Raw genomic sequence first — 21514 nt, forward strand, 5'->3', positions numbered from 1 at the left:
GGGGCAGGGGGCCCTCGAACCGGAGGCGGACCCGAGCCACCGACATCACCACTGACCGACGCAGGGAGCCCGGGACATGACGACCGCACCGCACGCTCTGCGTACGGCCCACCTCGCCGAGCCCCTCGGCATCGACGAGCAGCACCCCGACCTGTCCTGGCGGCCCGGCGGCCGGCAGCGCGCGTACCGGATCCAGGCCGCCACCAGCCCCGGCCTCCTGGAATCCGGGACATGCGACCTGTGGGACAGCGGACAGGTGGAGGACCCCCGCAGTACGGGCGCCCGCTACGACGGCAGGCCCCCCGGCGCGCGGCGGCGCGTCTGGTGGCGGGTGCGGGCCCGGTACGACGACGGCACCTCGCCCTGGAGCGCATGGAGCTCCGCCGCCACCTGGGAGACCGGGCTCCCCACGGAGTCCGACTGGGACGGCGCCCACTGGATCACCGCCCCGGACGCGGACGGCACCTCCCGGCTACCCCTCCTCGCCAAGGACTTCCGGCTGCCGTCCGCCCCGGTCAAGGCCAGGCTGTACGCGACAGCGCTGGGCACCTACGAGGCCTCCGTCAACGGTGTCCGCGCCGGGTGCGCCCTCCTCGAACCCGGCTACACCGCCTACGGCACGCGCCTCCTCTACGCCACCTACGACATCACCGGGGCTCTGGGAGCGGGCGACAACACCGTGGGGCTGAGCCTCGGCAACGGCATCGCGCACGCACCACGGGTACCGGGGCGCTACGCCAAACTCCACATCGACCACGGCAGACCGCGCGCCCTCGCCGTCCTCTACGCCGTTCACGCCGACGGCACGTCCACCACGATCGTCACCGACGACACCTGGCGGGCCGCGGAAGGCCCCGTCACGCTGTCCGCCTGGTTCGGCGGCGAGGAGCACGACGCCCGCCTCGAACGGCCCGGCTGGAACCGCCAAGGCCACGACCGCCGGACATGGACCGCCGCCGTACCCGCCCCGCTCGACGGCGTGACGCTGAACGCCCGCACCCATCCGCCCGTCGAGGTCGTCGACACCATCGCACCGGTCTCCGTGAGCGAACCGCGCCCCGGGACGCATGTCTTCGATCTCGGCGTGAACATCGCCGGCCGCCCGCGTATCGACGTCACGGGACCCGCCGGAACCTCCGTCACGATCCGCCCCGCGGAACTGCTCGCCGACGACGGGACGGTGAACCAGCGGTTCACCGGAACCCCCTGCTACGACAAGTACACCCTGCGGGGAGACCCGGAGGGCGAGGAATGGGCACCCGCCACCGTCTACCACGGCTTCCGCTATCTCCAGGTCGAGCAACTGCCCGGCGCGCCATCCCCGGAGACCGTGCACGGCGAGGTGATGCGGACCGCCAACACCCGGGCGGGCGGCTTCAGCTGCTCGTCGGACCTGCTGAACGGGATCCACCGCATCATCGACCGTGCCGTCCAGGGGAACATGTTCAGCGTCCTCACCGACTGCCCGCACCGCGAGAAGCTCGGCTGGCTGGAGCAGACCCACCTGGTCTTCCCCGCGGTCGCGTACGGCTACGACGTCGCCGCCCACTACCGCAAACTCGTGCGCGACATGGCCGACGCGCAGACCGCGTCGGGACTCGTCCCGGGCATCGCCCCCGAGTACACCGTCTTCGAGGACAAGTTCCGCGACGACGCCAACTGGGGAGGCGCCCTCGTCCTCGCACCCTGGTACCTGTACCGGACATACGGCGACACCACGACGCTGCGCACCCACTACCCGGACATGCTGCGCTACCTCGGCCATCTGCACTCCCGCTCCGACGACGGGCTGCTGCTGCAGCACGGTCTGGGCGACTGGATCGCCTTCGACGACTCCACTCCCAAGGCCGTCACCGCGACCCACGCACACCACCGCATCGTCACCGCGCTCGGCGACATCGCCGCAGCGATCGGGCGGCCGGACGAAGCGGCGGCCCACCGGCGGCTCGCCGACCGGATCGCCGAAGCCTTCCACACGCGGTTCTTCGACCCACTCGACCACACCTACGGCAGCGGCAGCCAGGCCTGCGACGCCCTCGCCCTGGACATGGGCGCGGTCCCGGCCGGCGAGTCCCCGGCAGTCCTGGCGCATCTGGTCGACGCCATCCGCGCGGAGAACAACCATGTCACCGTCGGTGAGATCGCCCTTCCGGCGCTGCTGCGCGTCCTGTCCGCGCACGAGCGAGACGACGTCGTCGCCGACGTGCTCGGCCGGACCGACAGCCCCAGTTACGGCTACCAGCTCGCCCACGGTGCGACCGCGCTGACGGAACGCTGGGACGGCCCGACCCGCGGATCCTCGCAGAACCACTTCATGCTGGGCGCCGCCGCCCAATGGCTGACCGCGTCCCTGGCCGGGCTACGGCAGGCCGCGGACTCCGTCGCGTACGAGCACATCGTCGTCCGTCCCGCCCCGGTGGGCGGTCTCACCCGGGCGAGCGCCTGGTACGAGACACCACGCGGGCGTGCCGCCGTGACCTGGTACCGGGGTCCGGACGAGTTCAGGCTCACCGTCACCCTGCCGCCCGGCGCGCCCACACGGGTGGAGCTGCCCCTCCCGGACGGCGGCCGGGATGTGCGCGAAGTGCCGGACGGCAGCTGGGAGTTCACCGTCCCCGGTGACTGGTCGCTCCATGCGTGAACGGCCCGGACCACGCCGGCGGCGGCCTTCGACGACGAGAGGTGAGGGACTGTGACGGACACGGACACGGAAACGGGAGCGGGCGCGACGCCGGACAGCGGCGACGGCCACCCGGGCGACCCGGGCGACCCGGGCACAGAACAGCAGGAGGAGGCGGCGGCCCCGTACTGGGCGGACCTGACACCCGGCACGGGACGGCTTGCCCCGCGCGCCCACTTCGCCCCAGGCCGGCAGCTGGCACTCGCCGGCACATGGTCCTTCCGCCTGTCGCCGGCCGCCGACGCCCCTCTCGACTTCCTCGGCCCCGACGGCCCCGACCGAGAGGACCGCAGCTGGTCACCACTGACCGTCCCCGGCCACTGGGTGCTCCAGGGCCACGGCATACCCCGTTACACCAACACCGCGTACCCGTTCCCCATCGACCCTCCGCACATGCCCGACACCAACCCGACGGGCGACCACCACCGCACCTTCCACCTCCCCGGCGGATGGCGGCCGGCCGGCACCGTCCTGCGCTTCGACGGGGTCGACTCCTGCTTCAAGGTCTGGCTCAACGGCCAGGAGCTGGGCACCTCCAAGGGCAGCCGGCTGCCGGCGGAGTTCGACGCCGGCCCGGCCCTGCGCCCCGGCCGCAACGACCTCGCCGTACGCGTCCACCGCTGGTCCTCGGGCAGCTATCTGGAGGACCAGGACATGTGGTGGCTGCCCGGCATCTTCCGCGATGTGACGCTGCTGGAAGTCGTTCCGGGGGCGATCGGCGACTACTTCGTCCACGCTTCGTACGACCACGAACGGGGGAGCGGCACCCTGCGCGTCGACACCGATGTGCCCGCCCTCCTGTCGGTGCCCGAGCTCGGCATCCACGGTCACCCGGCCGGCCGGACCGTTCCGCTGCCCTGCGTCCGACCCTGGAGCGCCGAGAACCCCCGCCTCTACACCGGCGAACTGACGCCCCTCTCCGGCAGTGCCGAACCCGTCCGGCTGCGCATCGGTTTCCGCACCGTGGCGGTCCGGGACGGCCGCTTCACCGTCAACGGCGCTCCCGTGCTGCTGCGCGGCGTCAACCGCCACGAACACGACCCCGACCGCGGACGCGCCGTCCCCCTCGACACGATGCGCCACGACCTGCTCCTGATGAAGCGTCACAACATCAACGCCGTACGCACCGCCCACTACCCACCCCACCCCGACTTCCTCGGCCTCTGCGACGAACTGGGCCTGTGGGTCGTGGACGAGTGCGACATCGAGACACACGGATTCATCCACGCCGACTGGGCCGGCAACCCCGCGGACGACCCCCGGTGGCGGCCGATGTTCCTGGACCGGACGCGCCGCACCGTGGAACGCGACAAGAACCACCCCAGCGTCGTCATCTGGTCCCTGGGCAACGAGAGCCATCACGGCACGAACTTCGGCGCCGTCGCCGACTGGACCAGGGAGCGCGACCCGTCCCGGCCACTGCACTACGAACGCGACCGCACCTACCGCCACTCCGACTTCTACAGCCTCATGTACGCCCCCGTGGCCGAGGTCGATCGCATCGGCCGCCACGAGGAGGACACGCCGCCCGAGACCGCGGACGAGCCCGGGACGGAGCAGCGCAGGCGCCAACTGCCCTTTCTGCTGTGCGAGTACGCGCACGCCATGGGAAACGGCCCCGGCTCCCTCACCGAGTACCAGCGGACCCTGGAGTCCCATCCGCGCTGCGCCGGTGCCTTCGTCTGGGAGTGGATCGACCACGGCCTGCGCCGCACCGACGAGAACGGCCGCGAGTACTTCGCGTACGGCGGGGACTTCGGCGACAGTCCCAACGGCGGCACCTTCTGCATCGACGGGCTGCTCTTCCCCGACCGCACCCCGTCACCCGGCCTCGCCGCGTACAAGAAAGCCATCGAACCGGTCGGCATCGACATCGACCCGGAGGCCGGCCGGATCCGGGTGCGCAACCGGCACGACGTACGGGACCTGTCGCACCTGCGGTTCGGTTGGACCCTGGAGACGGACGGTGTCCACCTCGCGGAAGGCGGCCTGGAAGTACCACCGGTGGCCGCACGCCAGGAGGCGGACCTCGCCCTGCCCGCCCTGCCGAAGCTGCCCGCCCCGCCCGCCGGTCGCTCCGGCCCGTCCGGCGAGACCTGGCTGACCGTCCGGGCCGTCCTGGCCGCCGACGAGTTGTGGGGCCCGGCCGGTCATGAGGTCGCCTGGACACAGTCGCGCGTCCGGGCGGCCGCGCCCCGGCCAGGACAGCTCCCGCAAGCCCCCGCCGTCGGCGTCCTCGACGAACACACCGGACTGCTGCACGCACCGGACGGCCTCGGCCTGGGCCTCGCGGGCCCCTACCTCGACATCTGGCGCGCACCCACCGACAACGACCGGGGGATGGGCGACAACTCCGTACTGCGCCGGTGGCGTGGAGCGGGCCTGGACCGGCTGGTCATCCGCACGGAGAGCGTCGAGCGGAGCCGGGAGGAGGTGCGCGTCCGGTCCCGCCACGCCCCCGACGGCCTGCCGCACGGCCTGCGGATGCATCACACCTGGACCCGGGAGGGCGATGCCCTGCGCCTCACCGTCGACATCACCCCGGAGGGCCCCTGGGACGGTCTCACCCTGCCGCGTGCCGGCATACGGTTCACACTGCCCGCCCGCCACGACCGCGTCCGATGGTACGGAAAGGGCCCCGGAGAGGCCTACCCGGACAGCGAAGACGCCGCCCGGACGGGCTTGTTCACCGCCGATGTCGCCTCGCTCCAGACCCCGTACGTCGTCCCGCAGGAGAACGGCCGGCGCGCCGCCGTCCGATGGGCCGAGCTCGTGGACCCCGCGACCGGCCAGGGCCTGCGCGTCGAGACGGCCGGTACCGGCAGGCCCTTCGGCCTGACGGTCCGGCCCTGGAGCCACGGGGAGCTCGAAGCGGCCGCCCACCCGCCGGACCTCGTACCGGGCGACCGCCTTCATCTCCACGTGGACGTCGCCCAGCACGGTCTCGGCAGCGCCTCCTGCGGACCGGGCCCGCTGGCGGACCACCAACTGCTCCCTCAGCCCTGGCACATCGAGCTGCTGCTCCGCCCGCTCGTGTCCGGAGGCCCGTCGTGAGCGCCGACCGCACGGAGCACACGCACATCCCACGCCCCCAGGCCCAGCCCGTCGCCGGGAGCCAGGCGCTCCTCACCGAGCACGTCACGGACCGCTACGGGAACGGGGACCCGTACCGGCTGCCACGCCCAGTTGTGCACGAACCACAGGCGCTGTCCCAGTGCGTTGCTGGCCGAGGTCACGGTCACCGACGCGGGCAGCGGCGCCCAGCACGCCGCAGCCGTCGCACCACCGGATGTGTGCCGGGCCAGCGCCTCGGCGAAGACGCTGTCCGGCAGCGTTCCCACATACGTCACGCTGCCCCGCCCGTGCTCCCGGACGGTCGCGGCCGGCCACCGTCCGAAATGGGGGTGCGTGTAGTGCGCGAGCGGCCGGGCGTCGTCCGTCTCCAGACCGTCCGCCCACTCCAGGGCCCGGGCACCGGGCGCGAGCTTCAGCGACGACCCCTCCGCCGGCTCGACGGCCAGAGGCCCGGGCAGGTTCGCGTACTCCGTGTAGTGCACCCCGGACGCCGCCCGCAGCACGGCCCCCGGCGCGACCTCGGACCGTGCCCGCGCCTCACCGTCGGCGTAGCCCGTGCGGAAGGTGAGCACCAGGTGTCCGCCGTCGCGTGCGTAGCCGTCGAGGAGAGCGGGCACCTCGTCGTCGCTCACGTAGAGGGCGGGCACCACCAGGCAGGCGGGGAACGTGCCGGGGGCGTCCGTCCCGTGGCGCAGGGCCGACGCCAGCTGCCGGGGCGACATGATCCGGGCCTGGGCGCCCGCGTCGAAGAACCCCTTGTAGAAGGCGCCGAAGACCCGCCCGTACGAGCGAGGATCCGGATCGAACGTTCCGGGGAGCGGCAGCGGCGGCTGGAACTGCATCGCCCAGTCGCTCTCGACGGACCGGACGAAGGCCGCGTCCACGTCCGGGACGAGCCCCGTCATCACCTCCCCGGCCGCCTCGAACTCCGCCGCGATCCGCCGGATCTCACGCTGGGTACGGCCGGGTTCGAGAGCGTGCCCGAGAACGCCGCCCCAGTAGGTTTCCGCACCGTAGGGCAGCGTGTGCCAGTGCCAGTACTGCACCAGACGCGCCCCACGCGCGGCCAGCGCCCAGGCGGCCTGTCTCAACTGGCCGTCGTACCCCGCGTGATTGGTGTGCGACCCGCCGATCGAGGAGGCGTTCGTCTCGGTGACCAGGAACGGCTCCTGGCGCGCGCCCCACAGCCGGTCCGCCGCCTGGTACAGCTGCCAGACACCCTGGCCGAACCAGCCGCCCTCATGGCGCCGGCCCGTGTCGGGCAGAGCCAGCTCGTCCTGCGCCGCGTAGTAGACATTGCCGGCCGTGACGTCCAGCACCCCGGTCAGCGCCTCCTCGTCGACCGCCGGACGGGTCACCGCCAGGCAGGTGGTCACGTACTGGTGCGGCCTGGCGGCCTCCCGGACGATCTCCGTCTGCCAGGCGATGAACTCGGCCGTCAGATCGGCCTGATGGCGACGCCACGCCAGGTCGTACGAAGGGGTGGTGTTGCCCGCCGGCGCCCACAGCTCGTCCCAGGACGACAGACGGTGCGACCAGTAGGCCAGCCCCCACGCCTCGTTGAGCGCGCCGACGGTCCCGAAGCGCCGCCGCAGCCGCGCCACGAACTCCTCGAACACCCCCTCGTTGTGCAGGAGAAGGAGACCGGGCTCGTTGTCGACCTGGAACCCGGCCACCGCGGGGTGTCCCGCGTACGCGGAGACGACGCGCCGCACCAGCCGCTCCGCGTAACGGCGGAACACCGGGTGCGTGAAGTCCACCTCCTGCCGGGCCCCCCACGGCACCCGGCTGCCGTCCGCGCGGACCGCGGCGATCTCCGGGTGTGCGCGCTGCAGCCAGGGAGGCACCGCGTACGTCGGTGTGCCGAGCAGCACCCCGATGCCGCGCTCGTGCGCGCCGTCCAGGACCGGAGCCACCCAGTCCAGGTCGAGGACTCCGTCCTCCGGCTCCCAGGTCGACCAGACCGACTCGCCGACCCGGATCAGCGACAGCCCCGTCGCGGCCATCAGATCGAGGTCCGTCTCCAGCCGGTCCGTCGGCTGATACTCGTGGTAATACGCGGTCCCCAGCCGGACCCGGTCCGCGCCCCATGACGCTCGTGCAAGGAAGTTCGACATGGCTCCGAAGGTGGCATGCCGCCTGAATACCGTCAATGGAAGGGGAGTTGCATGAACACCGGCCACGACCGGAACAGCACGTACCGGCCCGACTGGGGATCGCTGCGCGGCCACCGCGTCCCGGACTGGTTCAGGGACGCCAAGCTCGGCATCTGGGCGCACTGGGGCCCGCAGTCCGCGGCCCGCAGGGGCGACTGGTACGCCCGCCACCTCTACGGCTCCTACGAGGGCACCGAGGACTTCGAGCGGAAGCGGACCGCCAGGCAGACCGCCCACCACCGCGAACACTTCGGCCACCCCTCCGCGTACGGCCACAAGGACCTGTGCCACTCCTGGAAGGCCGAACGGTTCGACCCGGAGGCGCTGATGGACCGCTTCCGGCGGACCGGCGCCCGGTACTTCGTCTCCCTCGCCACACACTGCGACAACTTCGACCTGTGGGACTCGGCCCGCCAGCCGTGGAACTCCGTCAACGTCGGTCCGCGCACCGACATCGTCGCCCGCTGGGCCGGCGCCGCCCGCTCCGCCGGGCTCCGCTTCGGCGTGAGCATGCACGCCGGCTCCTGGACCTGGCGCTGGCTCGACGCCGCGTTCGGCCACGACGCGGACGGCCCCCACGCGGGTCTCCCGTACGACGGACACCTCACCGCGGCCGACGGGGACGGCTCCTGGTGGCAGGGGCTCGACCCACGCGACCTCTACGGCCGCCCACGCCGGCCCGGTGAGAAGCCCGACGCGGCGTTCGTCGACGACTTCTACGCCCGGCTGCGCGACGTCGCGTTCCGCCACGACGCCGACCTCGTCTACCTCGACGACTCCCGTATGCCCTTCGACGAGGGCAGCGTGTGCCAGGCCGCCCCGCCCAGCCGCCGAGGCCTGGAATTCCTCGCCGACTACTACGCCCGCCGGCCCGAGGGCGCCGTCTCCATCAAGACCATCCCCGACGAGGACCGCGACGCCGTGCTCCTGGACGTCGAACGAGGCCAGCTCGGCACCCTCGACCCGCACCCCTGGCAGTACGACACCAGCATCGGCGACTGGTTCTACAGCGACGGCGAGCGCTACAAGACCGCCCCCGAGATCGTGCACCTGCTGGTCGACACCGTCGCCAAGAACGGCTGCCTGCTCCTCAACGTCCCCCAGCTCCCCGACGGCACCATCGACGAGCCGACCGGCGCCGTCCTCGACTCCCTCGGCGCCTGGACCGCCCTGTGCGGCGAGGCCGTCTTCGGCAGCCGCCCCTGGAAGGTCCACGGGGAGGGCCCGACCGACGTGACCGGCGACCGCGCCCGGGAGAAGACACTCACCTACACGCCCCGCGACATCCGCTTCACCGTGGGCCAGGGGGACCGCTCCGCCCTCTACGCCTTCCTGATGGCCTGGCCCGACGACCGCACCGTCCGTATCGAAAGCCTCGGCACGGCGCGAGGGCTCGTCACCGCACCGCCCCGCCGGATCAGCATGCTCGGCACCGACGCCCCGGTCCGGTGGACCTCCGGCCACGACGCCCTCGACGTCCACCTGCCCCCCGGGCCGCCCCCCACCCCCTACGCGCAGGTCCTGCGCATCGAAATGGACTGAGGAGCCCGGCCCGTGCAGCATCCGACGACAGTGACCGCCGCCCCCGTCTTCGAACACCACCGCCTCGCCCTCGGTATCGGCGAACCGGCCCCGCGCCTGAGCTGGCGTACCCGCACCGAGGAACCCGACTGGGTCCAACACGCCTACCGCATCAGGATCGTGGGGACGGACGGCACCCCCCTCACCGACACCGGCCGCACCCCGGGAGCCGACTGCGTGCTGGTGCCCTGGCCCGGCCCGCCACTCACCTCCCGCACCCGCGCCACCGTACGGGTGATGGTGTGGGGAGGCTCGGACGGCGGACCCAGTCCCTGGTCGGAAGCCGCCACCGTCGAGACCGGGCTGCTCGACCCCTCCGACTGGTGCGCCCGCCTCATCACACCGGACACCGGCGACGACGAGGAAGCCCTGCCGGTGGCCCTGCTGCGCAGGGACTTCCGGATCGAGGGCGACGTCGCGTCCGCCCGCCTGTACGTCACCGCGCACGGCATCTACGAGACCGAGGTCAACGGCACACGCGTCGGCGACGAAGTGCTGGAACCCGGCTGGACCTCCTACCACCACCGGCTGCGCTACCGTACCCACGACGTCACCGCCCTCCTGCGGCCCGGCCCCAACACCATCGGCGCGCTCCTCGGGGAAGGCTGGCACTCCGGACGCCTCGGCTGGGACGGCGGCCGGCGCCATCACTACGGCCGCCACCGGTCCCTGCTCGCCCAACTGGAGATCCACGGGACGGACGGGACCACCCAGCTCGTCACCACCGACGACCGCTGGACCTGGAGCACCGGACCGCTGGTGCGCTCGGAGCTCTACGACGGCGAGACCTACGACGCCCGCCTGGAGCAGGACGGCTGGTCCCGGCCCGGCCACGACAGCCGCCACTGGGCACGGGTATGCGAACTCCCCCCGCCCACCGCCCGGCTGACCGCCCCCACCGGCCCCCCGGTCCGCCGCACCCGCACCGTCCCCGTCCGAGAGGTGCTCACCACACCCTCAGGCCGCACCGTCGTCGACTTCGGACAGAACCTGGTGGGCCGGCTCCGCCTGCGAGTGACCGGGCCCGCCGGACACACCGTCACCCTGCGCCACGCGGAGGTCCTGGAACACGGCGAACTCGCCCTGCGCCCCCTGCGCCGGGCCGCCGCCACGGACACGTACGTGCTGCGCGGCACGGGCGCGCCCGAGACCTACGAACCCCGCTTCACCCTGCACGGCTTCCGGTACGCCGAGATCCACGGCTGGCCCGGGACATTCGACCCCACCGGTGTCGAGGCGATCGTGCTGCACACCGACATGGAGCGCACCGGCTGGTTCGAGAGCTCCGACCCGCTCCTGAACCGGCTCCACGAGAACGTCGTGCACTCCCTGCTCGGCAACTTCGTCGACATCCCGACCGACTGCCCGCAGCGCGACGAACGGCTCGGCTGGACCGGCGACATCGCCGTCTTCGCACCCACCGCCGCCTTCCTCCACGACTGCACCGGCATGCTGGCCGGCTGGCTGCGGGACCTCGCGGCCGAGCAACTGGCCCGCCCCGACCACTCGGTACCTCTGGTCGTCCCCGACATCCTCGACCCGCCGGCGGGCGAACACCCGCACGCGCTGTGGGGCGACGCCGCGGTCCTGGTGCCGTGGGCGCTGTACCGCAACAGCGGCGACCTCGGCCTGCTGCGCGACCAGTACCCGTCCATGACCGCCTGGGTGGGTCTCATGGCCGGACGAGCGGCGGAGGACGGCGGTCTGTGGCGCGACCCCGACCAGCTCGGCGACTGGCTCGACCCCACGGCCCCGCCCGACGACCCCGCCGCGGCCCGCACCGACGCCGAACTCGTCGCCGCGGCCCACCTCATCCACTCGGCCGACCTCCTCGCCGGGATCGGGGAACTCCTCGACGAGAAGGGCGACGCCGCCCACCACCGCGCCCTGGCCGCCCGCCTGCGTACCGCCTTCGCCGAAGAGTTCGTCACCCCGGCAGGCCGTCTGGCGTCCGACTCGCAGACCGCCTACGCGCTGGCCCTGTGCTTCGGGCTGCTCCCCGAAGGGCGACAGCGGCTGCGGGCCGGGGACCGTCTGGCACAACTGGTGCGCCGCTCGGGCTTCCGCATCGCCACCGGCTTCGCGGGGACCCCCCTGATCTGCGACGCGCTGTCCCTGGCGGGCCACGCCCGTCTCGCCCACCGCATGGTCGCCGAGCGGCACTGCCCGTCATGGCTGTACCCCGTGACCATGGGGGCGACCACCGTGTGGGAGCGCTGGGACTCGATGCTTCCCGACAGCAGCGTCAACCCCGGACAGATGACGTCCTTCAACCACTACGCCCTCGGATCCGTGGCCGACTGGCTCCACCGGAGCGTGGCCGGACTCTCCGCGGCCGAGCCCGGCTGGCGCCGCATCCGGGTGGCACCGTCCCCCGGCGGCACGCTCACCCGCGCGTGGGCCGCGCACCTCACCCCGTACGGGCGCGCGGAGGCGGGCTGGCGCATCGAAGGGCCCACCCTCGTGGTGGAGGTCCTGGTGCCGCCCGGGGCCCGCGCCGACATCCACCTCCCGGGCCGGCCCGCGCCCCTGACCAGAGGCGCCGGCCGCCATGTCGTCGACACCCCGAACGTCATCGACGACCGGCCCGTCACGGTGACCGGCCACCCCTTCGTCGCGGGGAGCGACCGCGACTGCGGCTGTGGCTCACCGCCCGGCGAGCCACCCGCCGGGTGACGGGATCAGCGGTGGTAGGCGGGCATGGGGCCGCGGAGTCCGGCCCCCACCTCGTCGCACGCCGCAAGCACGTCACCGGGCAGCGGGCCCGCCGAAGCAGCCGCGAGGTTGGCCCGCAACTGGCCGGTCCCGGAGCAGCCGATCAGTACCGCGTCGGTCGACTCCCGGTGCAGCAGCCACCGCAGCGCGAGCGCGGCGAGCGGAATTCCGGCGCCGTCCGCGACGGCCCGGAGCCGGGCCACGGCCGTGAACAGCCCGTCGTTCCAGTAGCGGTCGTGGTAGGTGTCCGCGAGTCGCGACGTACCGAACCGGCCCGCGCCCGGCTCCCGGCCACCGGCGTAACGTCCGGTCAGCAGACCGCCGGCCAGCGCGTTGTACGCCATGGTGCGCATCCCGCGCGACGCGGGATGCGCGGTGAAGCCGGTGTACTCCTCCTCGACGCGGCGGGCCAGCAGGTTGTGCAACTGCTGGGCGATCACCGGCCGGGGCGTCCCCGACTCGTCGGCGACGCCCATGAGATGGGCGATCCGCCAGGCGGGATGATTGGAGACCCCCAGTGCCCGGATGCGGCCCTCGGCGGCGAACTCCGCCACCGTCTCCAGAGTTTCGGCGGCCGGCGTGGCGTGATCGGGCTGGTGCAGGTAGAAGATGTCGACATGATCGGTGCCGAGCCGCTTCAGGCTCCCGTCGAGCGCCGCCCGCAACCCGGCGCGGGACAGCGGGGCGTGGCCCTGATGGTCCTCGTGCGGCATCCCCGCCTTGGTGGCGAGGACCATCCGGTCGCGGCGGGAGGGGAGCAACCCGGCGAGGATGCGCTCCGTCTCGCCGTCGGCATAGACGTTCGCCGTGTCCACGCCCGTGACACCGGCGTCGAGGGCCATGTCCAGAAGACGGGCGGCGTCCGCGCGGCCGACTGTGTCGCCGAACGTCATGGTGCCGAGCACCAGGGGAGACAGCGGGACGGCAACGTCCGGCAGGTGAAGGTCATGGGCGGTGGACATCGGGAGACCCCTTCCACTCGGGCGGCAACTGCGGCGTGTCCGCGCGGCACTTCGGGCATCGGGCGCCGGCTCGTGGCCGTCGGCACGACGGTGGCAGTGTTGCGTGATTCGCGCAAGATATATCGCGCGAATCGCGCAGAGCTGCCATGCTGGGCCGGCCGTGCCGCCGGAGACCGCGACGGTCCATGAGCCGCGCCCGCCGGGCCGCCCGGCGACTTCAGCCACGTAGCGCAGGAGGAGAGGGGGCCGCTCGTGCCGCACGACCGGTTCGACCGCAGGACCTGTCCGCCCCTCGTCGTGCTGGCCGACGACCTGTCCGGTGCCGCCGAGTGCGCGGCCGTGCTGCCTTCCTGCCGGAGGATCGCCCTCGTACCGGCCGCACACCGGCTGCCGGGGGAGACCCTGGTGGTGGATCTCGACTCGCGTGGACGCACATCCACCGAAGCGGCAGGGCTCGTCGCGCAGGCGGTCCGGCGGCACGCAGCGGACGGCACCCGGCTGGTCAAGAAGAGCGACTCGCTGCTCCGGGGCCATTTCGCCGCAGAGACCGCGGCGTTCGCGGCGGGCGCGGGCGGTCTCGTGGTCGCGACCGCGCTGCCGGCCGGCGGCCGGACCGTCCGCGACGGTGTCGTACGGCTCCACGGCGTACCGCTCCACCACACCGACGCCTGGCACGCCGAGCCAGGGCCGCCGCCGAGGTCCGTGGCCGGAGCACTGGGCATGTACGCGTCCGTCATACCCCTCACGGAGATACGCGCGGGCGTCCCACACCTGTTACACCGTCTGAGCCGAGGCCTCGCCGACGGAGCGGCTCTGGTGTGCGACGCCGAGACCGACGCCGACCTGGACGCCGTGGCCGAGGCAATTCTCCGCCTGCCGGAGACAGTACGGACCATCGGCTCGGGCGGCATCACCGCCGCCCTGGGACGGCTGTCCGGCACGGCCGAACGCCGTGCGGACCCCCGGCGGCCGAACAGGGAGCCGCGCCCCGTGGTGGTCGTCGTAGGAACCGCGCACCCCGGCGCCCGTGCGCAGATCGCGCAACTGACCCTGCTCGGGGCCCGCCACATCGCGTTCCGCCCCAACTCCCTGCTCGCCCACCCCGCCGGCAGCCACCCGGCCGCCGTCACCACGACCGCCCGGGACCGGGCCCCGGTCCTCGTCCTCAGCGTCGCGCCCACCACGGTCATCGACCCTTCTGCCGCACCCCGCCTGGCAAGGGCCCTCGCCCGCACCGTCGCCGGGCTCCTGCCCGAGGACGCGGACCTCGTCCTCACCGGCGGGGAGACCGCCCGCACCCTCCTGGACGAACTCGGGATCACCGCACTGCTGCCGGTCGGACAGGTGCACCACGGCGCCGTGCTCTGCCGGACCACGGACGGGCGCGGCGTCGTCACCCGCCCCGGAAGCTTCGGCGGCACCGATTCCCTCGTGCGCATGGTGGGCGCCCTGCGCGAACAGCCCGGCCACGACGTACCGCAGACACCGCACACATCCGACGGAGGACCGCGATGAACCCCGCCGAGCACACCCCCGGACGCGCCCGCACGACCGCACCGCCGCCCGACCGCCTCCCGCTCGTCGCCGTGACCATGGGGGACGGGGCCGGCGTCGGCCCCGAGATCGTCATGAAGGCGCTCGCACACCCGGACACCGTGCGCCGGTGCCGCCCCCTCGTCATCGGCGACGCCCGCAGTCTGCGCAGGGCGGCCGCACTGGTCGGCAGTGAGGACACCGTCGTACCCGTCCCCGGCCCGGGGGAGGCCGACTGGACCCCCGGACGCGTGAACGTCGTCGACCTGGACCTCCTGCCGGCGGATCTGCCCTGGGGACGCCTTTCCGCGGAGGCGGGCGAAGCCGCCTACCGCTACGTCGAGGAGGCCGCACGACTCGCCGTGCGCGGCGACGTCGACGCGATATGCACGGCCCCCCTCAACAAGGAGGCCCTGCACCTCGCCGGGCACGCCTACGCCGGGCACACCGAGCTGCTCGCGAGCCTCACGGGCACGGACGAGGTGTCCATGATGCTGACGACTCCCGACCTGAACGTCATCCACGTCACCACCCACCTCGGCCTGATCGACGCCGTGCACCGGATCGACCCGCCGCTCGTCGAGCGCACCGTGCGCCGCGGCCACCAAGCCCTGGTCCGCGCCGGAATCCCCGAGCCGGTCATCGGCGTGTGCGGCATCAATCCGCACGCCGGTGAGAACGGCCTCTTCGGCAACGGTGAGGAGGAGACGAAGATCGCCCCCGCCGTCGCCGCGCTGCGCGCCGACGGCATCGACGTACACGGCCCGCTCCCCGCCGACACGGCGTTCTTCCTCGCGGCCCGCGGCGACTACGATCTGATCGTGGCGATGTACCACGACCAGGGCCACGCCCCGGTCAAGGTCCTCGGCATCGAGAACGGCGTCAACGTCACGGTCGGACTCCCCGTCATCCGCACCTCCGTCGACCACGGCACGGCCTTCGACATCGCGGGAACCGGCACCGCCCGGGGCGACAGCATGGTCGAGGCGCTCCGCCAGGCGGTCGCACTCGCCACCGAAAGGCACCGATGACCAGCGCGGCCGCACACGCCCGGCGCGAAAGTATCGTCGCCCTGGCCCAGGACAGCGGCCTCGCCGGGGTCGACGAACTCAGCACACGGTTCGTGGTGAGCCCGTCCACGATCCGCCGGGACCTCGCCAGACTCACCGCTGACGGGCGCCTCGCCCGTACCTACGGCGGCGCCATGGCACCCGAGGCACCCCTCCACCGGCGTACGGCGCAGGCGCCCGAGGCCAAGCGCGCCATCGCGGCCCTCGCGTTGACCCGGATCGCGCCGGGCGGGACGGTCCTGCTCGACGCGGGCTCCACCGTCGCCGCGCTCGCCCGCGCACTGCGCGGCACAGGGGCCGGAGTGACCGTCGCGACGCCCAGCCTGTCGGCGGTGCTCGAACTCGGGGGAGCCGAAGGCGTGCACGTCACCTGCCTGGGCGGCGACTACCGCCCGCTCAGCCACGCGTTCGTCGGCCCGCTCACCGAGGCCGCTCTGGAGCGCATGACGTTCGACGCCGCGTTCCTCGGAACCGACGGCGTCTCGCCCGGCCTCGGCATCTGTGAGGCCGGCGCGGAGCAGATCAGGCTCAAGGAACTCATGGCCCGCCGTTCGCGCCGGGTGTACGTCCTCGCGCACGCGGCGAAGCTGGGCGCGGCCCCCTTCCACGCCTGGGCCCCCTGGCAACCTGGCTGGACGCTGGTGACCGACGCGTCGGCGGATCCCGACCAGGTGCGCGCCCTGCGCAGCCGCGGTGTCGAAGTCCTGCTGGCGGAACCGCCGGTGAACTGACAGCCCGTCCGTGCCGTCTCATCCGGGCCCGTCTCCACCGCCGAGGGGCCAGGCCTCGATGTCGCGGTAGTGGATCGGCCCACGGCTGCGGCCGACGTTGCTGCCGACCAGGTGCAGACGTTCGGCAGACCACGGGCGGCCGGTGAAGCCGGCCAGTCCCTCAGCGATCTCCGCCGCCGAGGACCGGTCTCCCCGGCGGGCACGTGCCAAGGTCAGGTGGGCGCGCAGCGGCCGGTCCTCGAAGGCGACACCGGCGCCCTTCATAGCCGTACGTACATCGGTGGCGAGCATTCGCAGTCCTTCGAGGTCTCCGTCCATCCCGCTCCACAGCACCCGGTCGTCGAAGGTTCCGCTGCCACGCAGGGCCAGCCGGGGCGGCCGGTGGTCCGCAGCGAGGCCGGCGAGCGGCGGGCTCAGGAGCGGAACGGTACCGACCGGAAGTTCCCCCAGGAAAGCCAGGGTGATGTGCCAGTCCTCGATACGGTTCCACCGCATGTGAGGGTGCGTGTCATACGCGGGGCGCAGCTCTCGGGCCAGCTCTTCCTTCGCGTGGTCGGGCGGGGCCAGGGCGATGAACACGCGTACGGTCGCGGGCCGGGTCTGTTCGTTCACACAGGTCTTCGTACAGCATCCCGTCGGCCGGGCGGCGGACCGGGTGCGCGAGGGAGCCGCTCGCAGCCGTGCGGCGTCTTCGTCGCGCACCCGCAGGACGGGTGAACGGGCCCTTCCGGCCGGATCAGTTCGGGTTGTCGCCGTGCGTCAGCGTCTCCCAGGCCACGAAGAGGTTGTTGCTGCCGGCCGGGCGGCTCCGCTCGGTCAGCAGCTGGGTGTTGGTCATCGCCGTGCCGAGGCGGTTGTGCAGGGCGTTGTACCCGACCTCGGTGACGGGCCCGAGACCCAGGTCCAGCGACCCGCCGCACAGCCAGTCCGGCGCCGGTTCGCCGAGTTCGTACCTGGACTGGAAGCCGAGCGCCTGCCGCAGTCGCTCGCCGACGTCCGTGCCGTAGAGGTCCTGGCCCTGGATCCGGCTGGTCTCGGCGATGTGGGCGATGGCCGAGATGCCGTAACCGGTGTGCGTGAAGTCACGGCAGGTCTCCTGGGTGAGCCCGGTGACGAAGGTGGACTGCCCCTGCCAGTACTTGACGATCTTCGCGGTGGTGTCGAGGTTCTGGCTCGGCACGGTCCTGGGCACGGCGCCGTCGGAGGCGAGATAGACGTACGCGGCCGTGCGCGCACGGAACTTCGCCATCGCCTTGTCGTAGGACGTCCTGTCGTCGAGGAAGACAGAGATGCCGACGGCGGCCTCCATCATCGACAGCTCCCAGTTCCCGTTGGAGTCGGAGCCGTTGATGATCTCGGGAAGGTAGACGTCGCGCAGCATGGTCGCGAAGCGCCCGGAGCCGGGCCACGTCCCGGTGTAGGTGTGCTTGATGATCTCGGCAGCCTTCGGCCAGGAGGAGCCGGCCCAGCCGGTCTGCAGCGGGGCGTTGCTGTTGGTGTGGGTCTTGATCACCGCCGACCAGGCGTCCATCAGCTCGATCGACTTCTTCGCGTACCGCTCGTCGCGTGTGATGTACCAGGCGAGCGCGTTGGTGTATGCCGCGATCGCGTCCTCACGCTCGTCCGTACAGCCGTAGTCGGGATTCGAGTAGGAACCGCACTCGACGGTCGCACGGGGCTTGGCGGTGCGGTTCGGGTCGGCGTACTTGCTCGCCGTCATCTGGTCGAACGCGCTCTTCCAGGGCTGCGCCCCGGCGTCGACCTTGCCACGGGTGAAGTCCAACTGCCCTTGGGAGACGATGACTCCGGGGTGCGTGAAGGCCGCGGGCGCGGCCTCCGCGGAGCGGGCGCCGGGCAGGGAGAGGAAACCGGCTGCCAGAGCGGTGGTCGCGACGGCCGCGGTGAGCAGGAACGCCGGACGCCGTCCGGCACGGTGGAACGCGGAAATGGCGGGCATGTGGGGGGCCATCCGTTCGTGTATGTGAACGATGCACTGGATGTTGAACACTCGCGTTGACCGGTGACCATAGGTACAGACCAGAAACCCGTCAAGACCCACCGCCCCTTCAACCGCGCGATGTTCCTGGCGGTGACCCGATGACGGCGTGCGTCGTTGAGCCGGTGACCGATATCGGACGGCGAACCAGGAGTAGCTGATGGCGACGGCTCGGCAGACGTGTTCCCGGGCGGGCGTCACCCTCCGGTGCGGTGCCGCGACATTCGTTCTCGTCCTGACCGGCTGCGGTGGCGTCGGGTCCACCGGGAGCGACGGGAAGCCCCCTGTAGGCACGTCCACGGCGGCCGAGGCCGACGTGCTGGCGGTGTACCGCCTGATGTGGGCGGAGCAGTTGAAGGCGTACCGGGCTGCCTCGGCGGACGGGACGGACCTGAAGCGGTACACGGCGCGCGACGCATGGAGCGCATTCGAACGGGACCTGGCCCGCATGGCCGAGGAACACACGGTGATGCGCGGCGACCTCGGACATGAGCCGGAGGTCACCACGCTGACTGCCGGCGCGCAGCCGCCCACGGCGACCGTGCAGGACTGCGTGGACGGTTCGAAGTGGGAGACCCTCGACACGACGACAGGATGGCGGCTGCCGCGGCGGGCCGGTCAGCCGGTGAGGTACGGGGTCACGGCGCGGTTGGAGCGGGGGGAGGGCAGCCGATGGACAGTCACCGAGTACACCGCGGACAGAACCCGCTCGTGCTGAGCAGCCGACAGGGTCAGGCCACTCAGTCGCGTACGGACTTCGTCCCGGTGTGGTCGGCGAGCGGCACGTCCAGGGGCCGGGCGAGCCCGACCACTCCCTCGTCCAGGCGCTGCAGGTGCCGCAGCACGCGGAAGGTCACGGTGCCGGACGGCTGGGTACCGGACCCGTCGTCCCGCAGCGTCGAGGCGATGCTGGCACCGGACTCGACCTCGCCCCGAGCCGCCTCGTCCTCGACGTACGCGGCGAGTACGCCGATGTTGTGCGCGATACGCTGCCCGGCCCGGTGGAGCCGGGGGTCGGCCGCGACGGTCTTGCTGTGCGGCACGAGCTCAGCCGTCGCGGCGAGCGAACGCGCGTGATACGCGCACGTCTCCAGGAGCGCCACCAGATAGCGGACGGTCCGGCGCCGGCCACGCAGCGGCGTGATCGGATAGGTCAACGGGTTGGTGGAATCACGCAGTTCGTCCAGTGCCGTGTCCAGCCCGCGTGCCTTGCCGAGCAGATCGGACGCGGGACCACCGCTGAGCTGTTCCACCGCTGCGGACACCACCTCACCCAGCCGCTCCAGGACGGTTCCGAGCAGCTCGTCGGTACGACGGTCTGTGCGCACCGGCAGTACCAGCACAGCGGCGATGACACCGCACGCGGCGCCGATCGCGGTCTCCTCGATACGCAGCACCAGCACGTCGAAGCTGTACGAGTTCAGCAGGGTGTACAGCAGGCCCAGCATGGCCGTGACGAAGAAGGACATGACCGCGTACGACAGCGGAGCTGTGAAGAACATCGCGAAGATGAAGACGAGGACCAGCGCGAACGAGATCCAGGTGTGGTCACCGACCAGCCCCGCCAACGCGACACCGGCGACGGCTCCCAGAAGAGTGCCCAGCAGCCGACGGTATCCCTTGACAAGGATCTCACCGGTGGAAGCCGTGTTGAGGAAGACCACCCAGCACGTGAGGACGGCCCAGTACCAGCGCTGGGAGGAGAGGAGCTCACCGCCGATCATGGCCAGCACCGAGCCCACCGCCACCTGGAACGCCGCCCTCGTGGTGGGACGCTGCAACCCGGCGCGGTCCTTCTCCCCGGACGTCTCCGAGGCCGCGAGCGCGATGTCCTCCGCGTCGAACTCCTCACGGGAACGCGTGGTCGCCGGAGAGTCGTCCGACTCGTCCTGCGGCCCGTCCAGCGCGAGTCGTAGCCCCAGGACCGACCGGGCGGCCTCGCCGATGCCGCGAAAGGCGTCCTGGATACCCGAAGGCGCGGACGGAAGCTTCTCCTCGTCGCGGTAGCCCAGCAGCCTGTTGCGAATGTGGGCCACCGCCGTGCCCGCGTCGCGCGACGCCGGACGGCTGACCAGAAGGTGCAGCGCCTTGAGGTCCCGGCGCAGGGCGATGGTCGCGTCGTCATCGGCCGGCCTCCAGTCCCCGGTGAGCGGTACGGGCGCGTGCGGCAGATGCAGGGTGAGGGTGTCCGCGCGCTCCACGCTGCGGGCGTTCAACAGCAGCATGCCCAGCCGCTCCGTGGCGATCTCCGCGTCCGCCACCCGGCGTTGCAGCAGCGCCGCCTTGTCCGCGTCCGGTGTGCCCTCCTCCAGACGGCCCTGGATCAGCAGAGCGGTCTCGTGCAGCCGCGCGGTGCGCAGCCGCATGTCGTCGAGCACCTTCTCCAGTTGCTCGGGGCCGGCGTCGAGCAACTCGATCTGCACGGAGACGAGCTGGGCGAGCCGCGCCCGGAAGGCGTCGCGCAGCCGTGCCAGGACGCGCCGGGGCGTTTCCGGAACGACGCCGAACCGCACCACCGCGCTGCAGCCGAATCCGACGGCCAGAGCCAGACAGAGCGACGGCAGGGCAGTCGTCGAGGCACCGACGAACAGGGAGAGGAAGTAGATCTGGAAGCCGATGAGGCCGAGTGCCGTTCCCCGCTCGCCGAATCGCCGGCAGTAGACGGCACCGAAGATGAGGGCGATGAAGAACAGGTCGCCCGCGACGACCTGCGAAGTCAGCAGCGCGCCCAGCGACATCGCGACGAGTGAGACCGGCAGGCCGAGGGCCAGCGTGACCGCTTGGTCGCGTACCGGCTTCTCCTTGATGGCGAAGGTGGCCGTCATCGCTGTCATCGCACCGGCGACCATGTGGCTGACGTCGGTGCCGAGAAGGGCCAGAACCAGCAGGGTGAGCGCGATCGCCGAGACGGTCCGCAGCCCCGCCGTGAGCCGCAGCAGTCCCGGATCGGACGCCGCGAACCGATCCCACACCATGGCCCCGCCCCGCCGCCGCACTGCCCTCACCCTGCACTTT

Annotated in this window: 13 protein-coding genes; 8 read left to right on the forward strand and 5 right to left on the reverse strand. The window is 72.3% G+C overall.

The genetic code is table 11. The features are described 5' to 3' along the window. The first annotated feature begins 76 nt into the window (after positions 1-76). Complete coding sequence (locus tag ACIREO_RS25140) at positions 77-2641, forward strand: family 78 glycoside hydrolase catalytic domain (RefSeq protein WP_404113995.1); 2565 nt, start codon at positions 77-79, stop codon at positions 2639-2641. 51 nt (positions 2642-2692) lie between these two features. Next, positions 2693-5734 carry a glycoside hydrolase family 2 TIM barrel-domain containing protein gene (locus ACIREO_RS25145; protein ID WP_404113996.1) on the forward strand — a complete coding sequence of 1014 codons (3042 nt, stop codon included), beginning with the start codon at positions 2693-2695 and terminating at the stop codon, positions 5732-5734. Here ACIREO_RS25145 and ACIREO_RS25150 read toward each other — a convergent pair. After that, entirely contained in the window at positions 5677-7872 is a 2196-nt protein-coding gene (locus tag ACIREO_RS25150; RefSeq protein WP_404113998.1) for a beta-galactosidase, read from the reverse strand. The genes ACIREO_RS25145 and ACIREO_RS25150 overlap by 58 nt on opposite strands. A 51-nt stretch (positions 7873-7923) precedes the next feature. Here ACIREO_RS25150 and ACIREO_RS25155 point away from each other — a divergent pair, with 51 nt between their 5' ends. Both ACIREO_RS25155 and ACIREO_RS25160 read left to right on the forward strand, forming a co-directional pair. Further along, on the forward strand, positions 7924-9453 hold the full coding sequence (locus tag ACIREO_RS25155) for an alpha-L-fucosidase (protein ID WP_404114000.1): 1530 nt from the start codon (positions 7924-7926) through the stop codon (positions 9451-9453). Positions 9454-9465: 12 nt separating this feature from the next. Continuing rightward, positions 9466-12168 carry a family 78 glycoside hydrolase catalytic domain gene (locus ACIREO_RS25160; protein ID WP_404114002.1) on the forward strand — a complete coding sequence of 901 codons (2703 nt, stop codon included), beginning with the start codon at positions 9466-9468 and terminating at the stop codon, positions 12166-12168. A gap of 5 nt (positions 12169-12173) precedes the next feature. Here ACIREO_RS25160 and ACIREO_RS25165 read toward each other — a convergent pair whose 3' ends face one another. Next, a complete protein-coding gene (locus ACIREO_RS25165) occupies positions 12174-13169 on the reverse strand; it encodes an aldo/keto reductase (protein WP_404114004.1) in 996 nt (331 codons plus the stop codon). A gap of 252 nt (positions 13170-13421) precedes the next feature. Between ACIREO_RS25165 and ACIREO_RS25170 the strand changes: the two genes are divergently transcribed. The 3 genes from ACIREO_RS25170 to ACIREO_RS25180 are packed head-to-tail and all read left to right on the forward strand — an operon-like array spanning position 13422 to position 16503. Beyond that, on the forward strand, positions 13422-14684 hold the full coding sequence (locus ACIREO_RS25170; protein WP_404114006.1) for a four-carbon acid sugar kinase family protein: 1263 nt from the start codon (positions 13422-13424) through the stop codon (positions 14682-14684). Beyond that, positions 14681-15733: a 4-hydroxythreonine-4-phosphate dehydrogenase PdxA gene (gene pdxA / locus ACIREO_RS25175; protein WP_404114008.1), complete on the forward strand. Its 1053-nt coding sequence runs from the start codon at positions 14681-14683 to the stop codon at positions 15731-15733. Before ACIREO_RS25170 ends, pdxA begins: the two co-directional genes overlap by 4 nt. After that, complete coding sequence (locus ACIREO_RS25180; RefSeq protein ID WP_404114010.1) at positions 15730-16503, forward strand: DeoR/GlpR family DNA-binding transcription regulator; 774 nt, start codon at positions 15730-15732, stop codon at positions 16501-16503. The genes pdxA and ACIREO_RS25180 overlap by 4 nt, the downstream gene beginning before the upstream one ends. An 18-nt stretch (positions 16504-16521) precedes the next feature. Here ACIREO_RS25180 and thpR read toward each other — a convergent pair whose 3' ends face one another. Beyond that, complete coding sequence (thpR, locus tag ACIREO_RS25185) at positions 16522-17115, reverse strand: RNA 2',3'-cyclic phosphodiesterase (RefSeq protein WP_404114012.1); 594 nt, start codon at positions 17113-17115, stop codon at positions 16522-16524. Between the two features lie 124 nt (positions 17116-17239). Further along, positions 17240-18460: an alginate lyase family protein gene (locus ACIREO_RS25190; protein ID WP_404114014.1), complete on the reverse strand. Its 1221-nt coding sequence runs from the start codon at positions 18458-18460 to the stop codon at positions 17240-17242. Positions 18461-18659: 199 nt separating this feature from the next. Between ACIREO_RS25190 and ACIREO_RS25195 the strand changes: the two genes are divergently transcribed. Then, complete coding sequence (locus ACIREO_RS25195; RefSeq protein ID WP_404114016.1) at positions 18660-19217, forward strand: secreted protein/lipoprotein; 558 nt, start codon at positions 18660-18662, stop codon at positions 19215-19217. A 22-nt stretch (positions 19218-19239) separates the two neighbouring features. Here the strand turns inward: ACIREO_RS25195 and ACIREO_RS25200 are convergent, their stop codons facing one another. After that, positions 19240-21474, reverse strand: coding sequence for an FUSC family protein (locus tag ACIREO_RS25200; RefSeq protein WP_404114018.1), 2235 nt, complete (start codon positions 21472-21474; stop codon positions 19240-19242). Between the last annotated feature and the right edge of the window lie 40 nt (positions 21475-21514).

It is taken from the genome of Streptomyces sp. NPDC102441, from assembly GCF_044765585.1.
GTDB lineage: Bacteria > Actinomycetota > Actinomycetes > Streptomycetales > Streptomycetaceae > Streptomyces.

Excerpts from the sequence above, each read along its gene's own strand:
- ACIREO_RS25165 (WP_404114004.1), bottom strand. The coding sequence starts at position 13,169 with ATGTCCACCGCCCATGACCTTCACCTGCCGGACGTTGCCGTCCCGCTG.
- ACIREO_RS25195 (WP_404114016.1), top strand. The coding sequence starts at position 18,660 with ATGGCGACGGCTCGGCAGACGTGTTCCCGGGCGGGCGTCACCCTCCGG.
- pdxA (WP_404114008.1), top strand. The coding sequence starts at position 14,681 with ATGAACCCCGCCGAGCACACCCCCGGACGCGCCCGCACGACCGCACCG.
- ACIREO_RS25190 (WP_404114014.1), bottom strand. The coding sequence starts at position 18,460 with ATGCCCGCCATTTCCGCGTTCCACCGTGCCGGACGGCGTCCGGCGTTC.
- ACIREO_RS25140 (WP_404113995.1), top strand. The coding sequence starts at position 77 with ATGACGACCGCACCGCACGCTCTGCGTACGGCCCACCTCGCCGAGCCC.
- ACIREO_RS25180 (WP_404114010.1), top strand. The coding sequence starts at position 15,730 with ATGACCAGCGCGGCCGCACACGCCCGGCGCGAAAGTATCGTCGCCCTG.
- ACIREO_RS25155 (WP_404114000.1), top strand. The coding sequence starts at position 7,924 with ATGAACACCGGCCACGACCGGAACAGCACGTACCGGCCCGACTGGGGA.
- ACIREO_RS25150 (WP_404113998.1), bottom strand. The coding sequence starts at position 7,872 with ATGTCGAACTTCCTTGCACGAGCGTCATGGGGCGCGGACCGGGTCCGG.
- ACIREO_RS25200 (WP_404114018.1), bottom strand. The coding sequence starts at position 21,474 with ATGGTGTGGGATCGGTTCGCGGCGTCCGATCCGGGACTGCTGCGGCTC.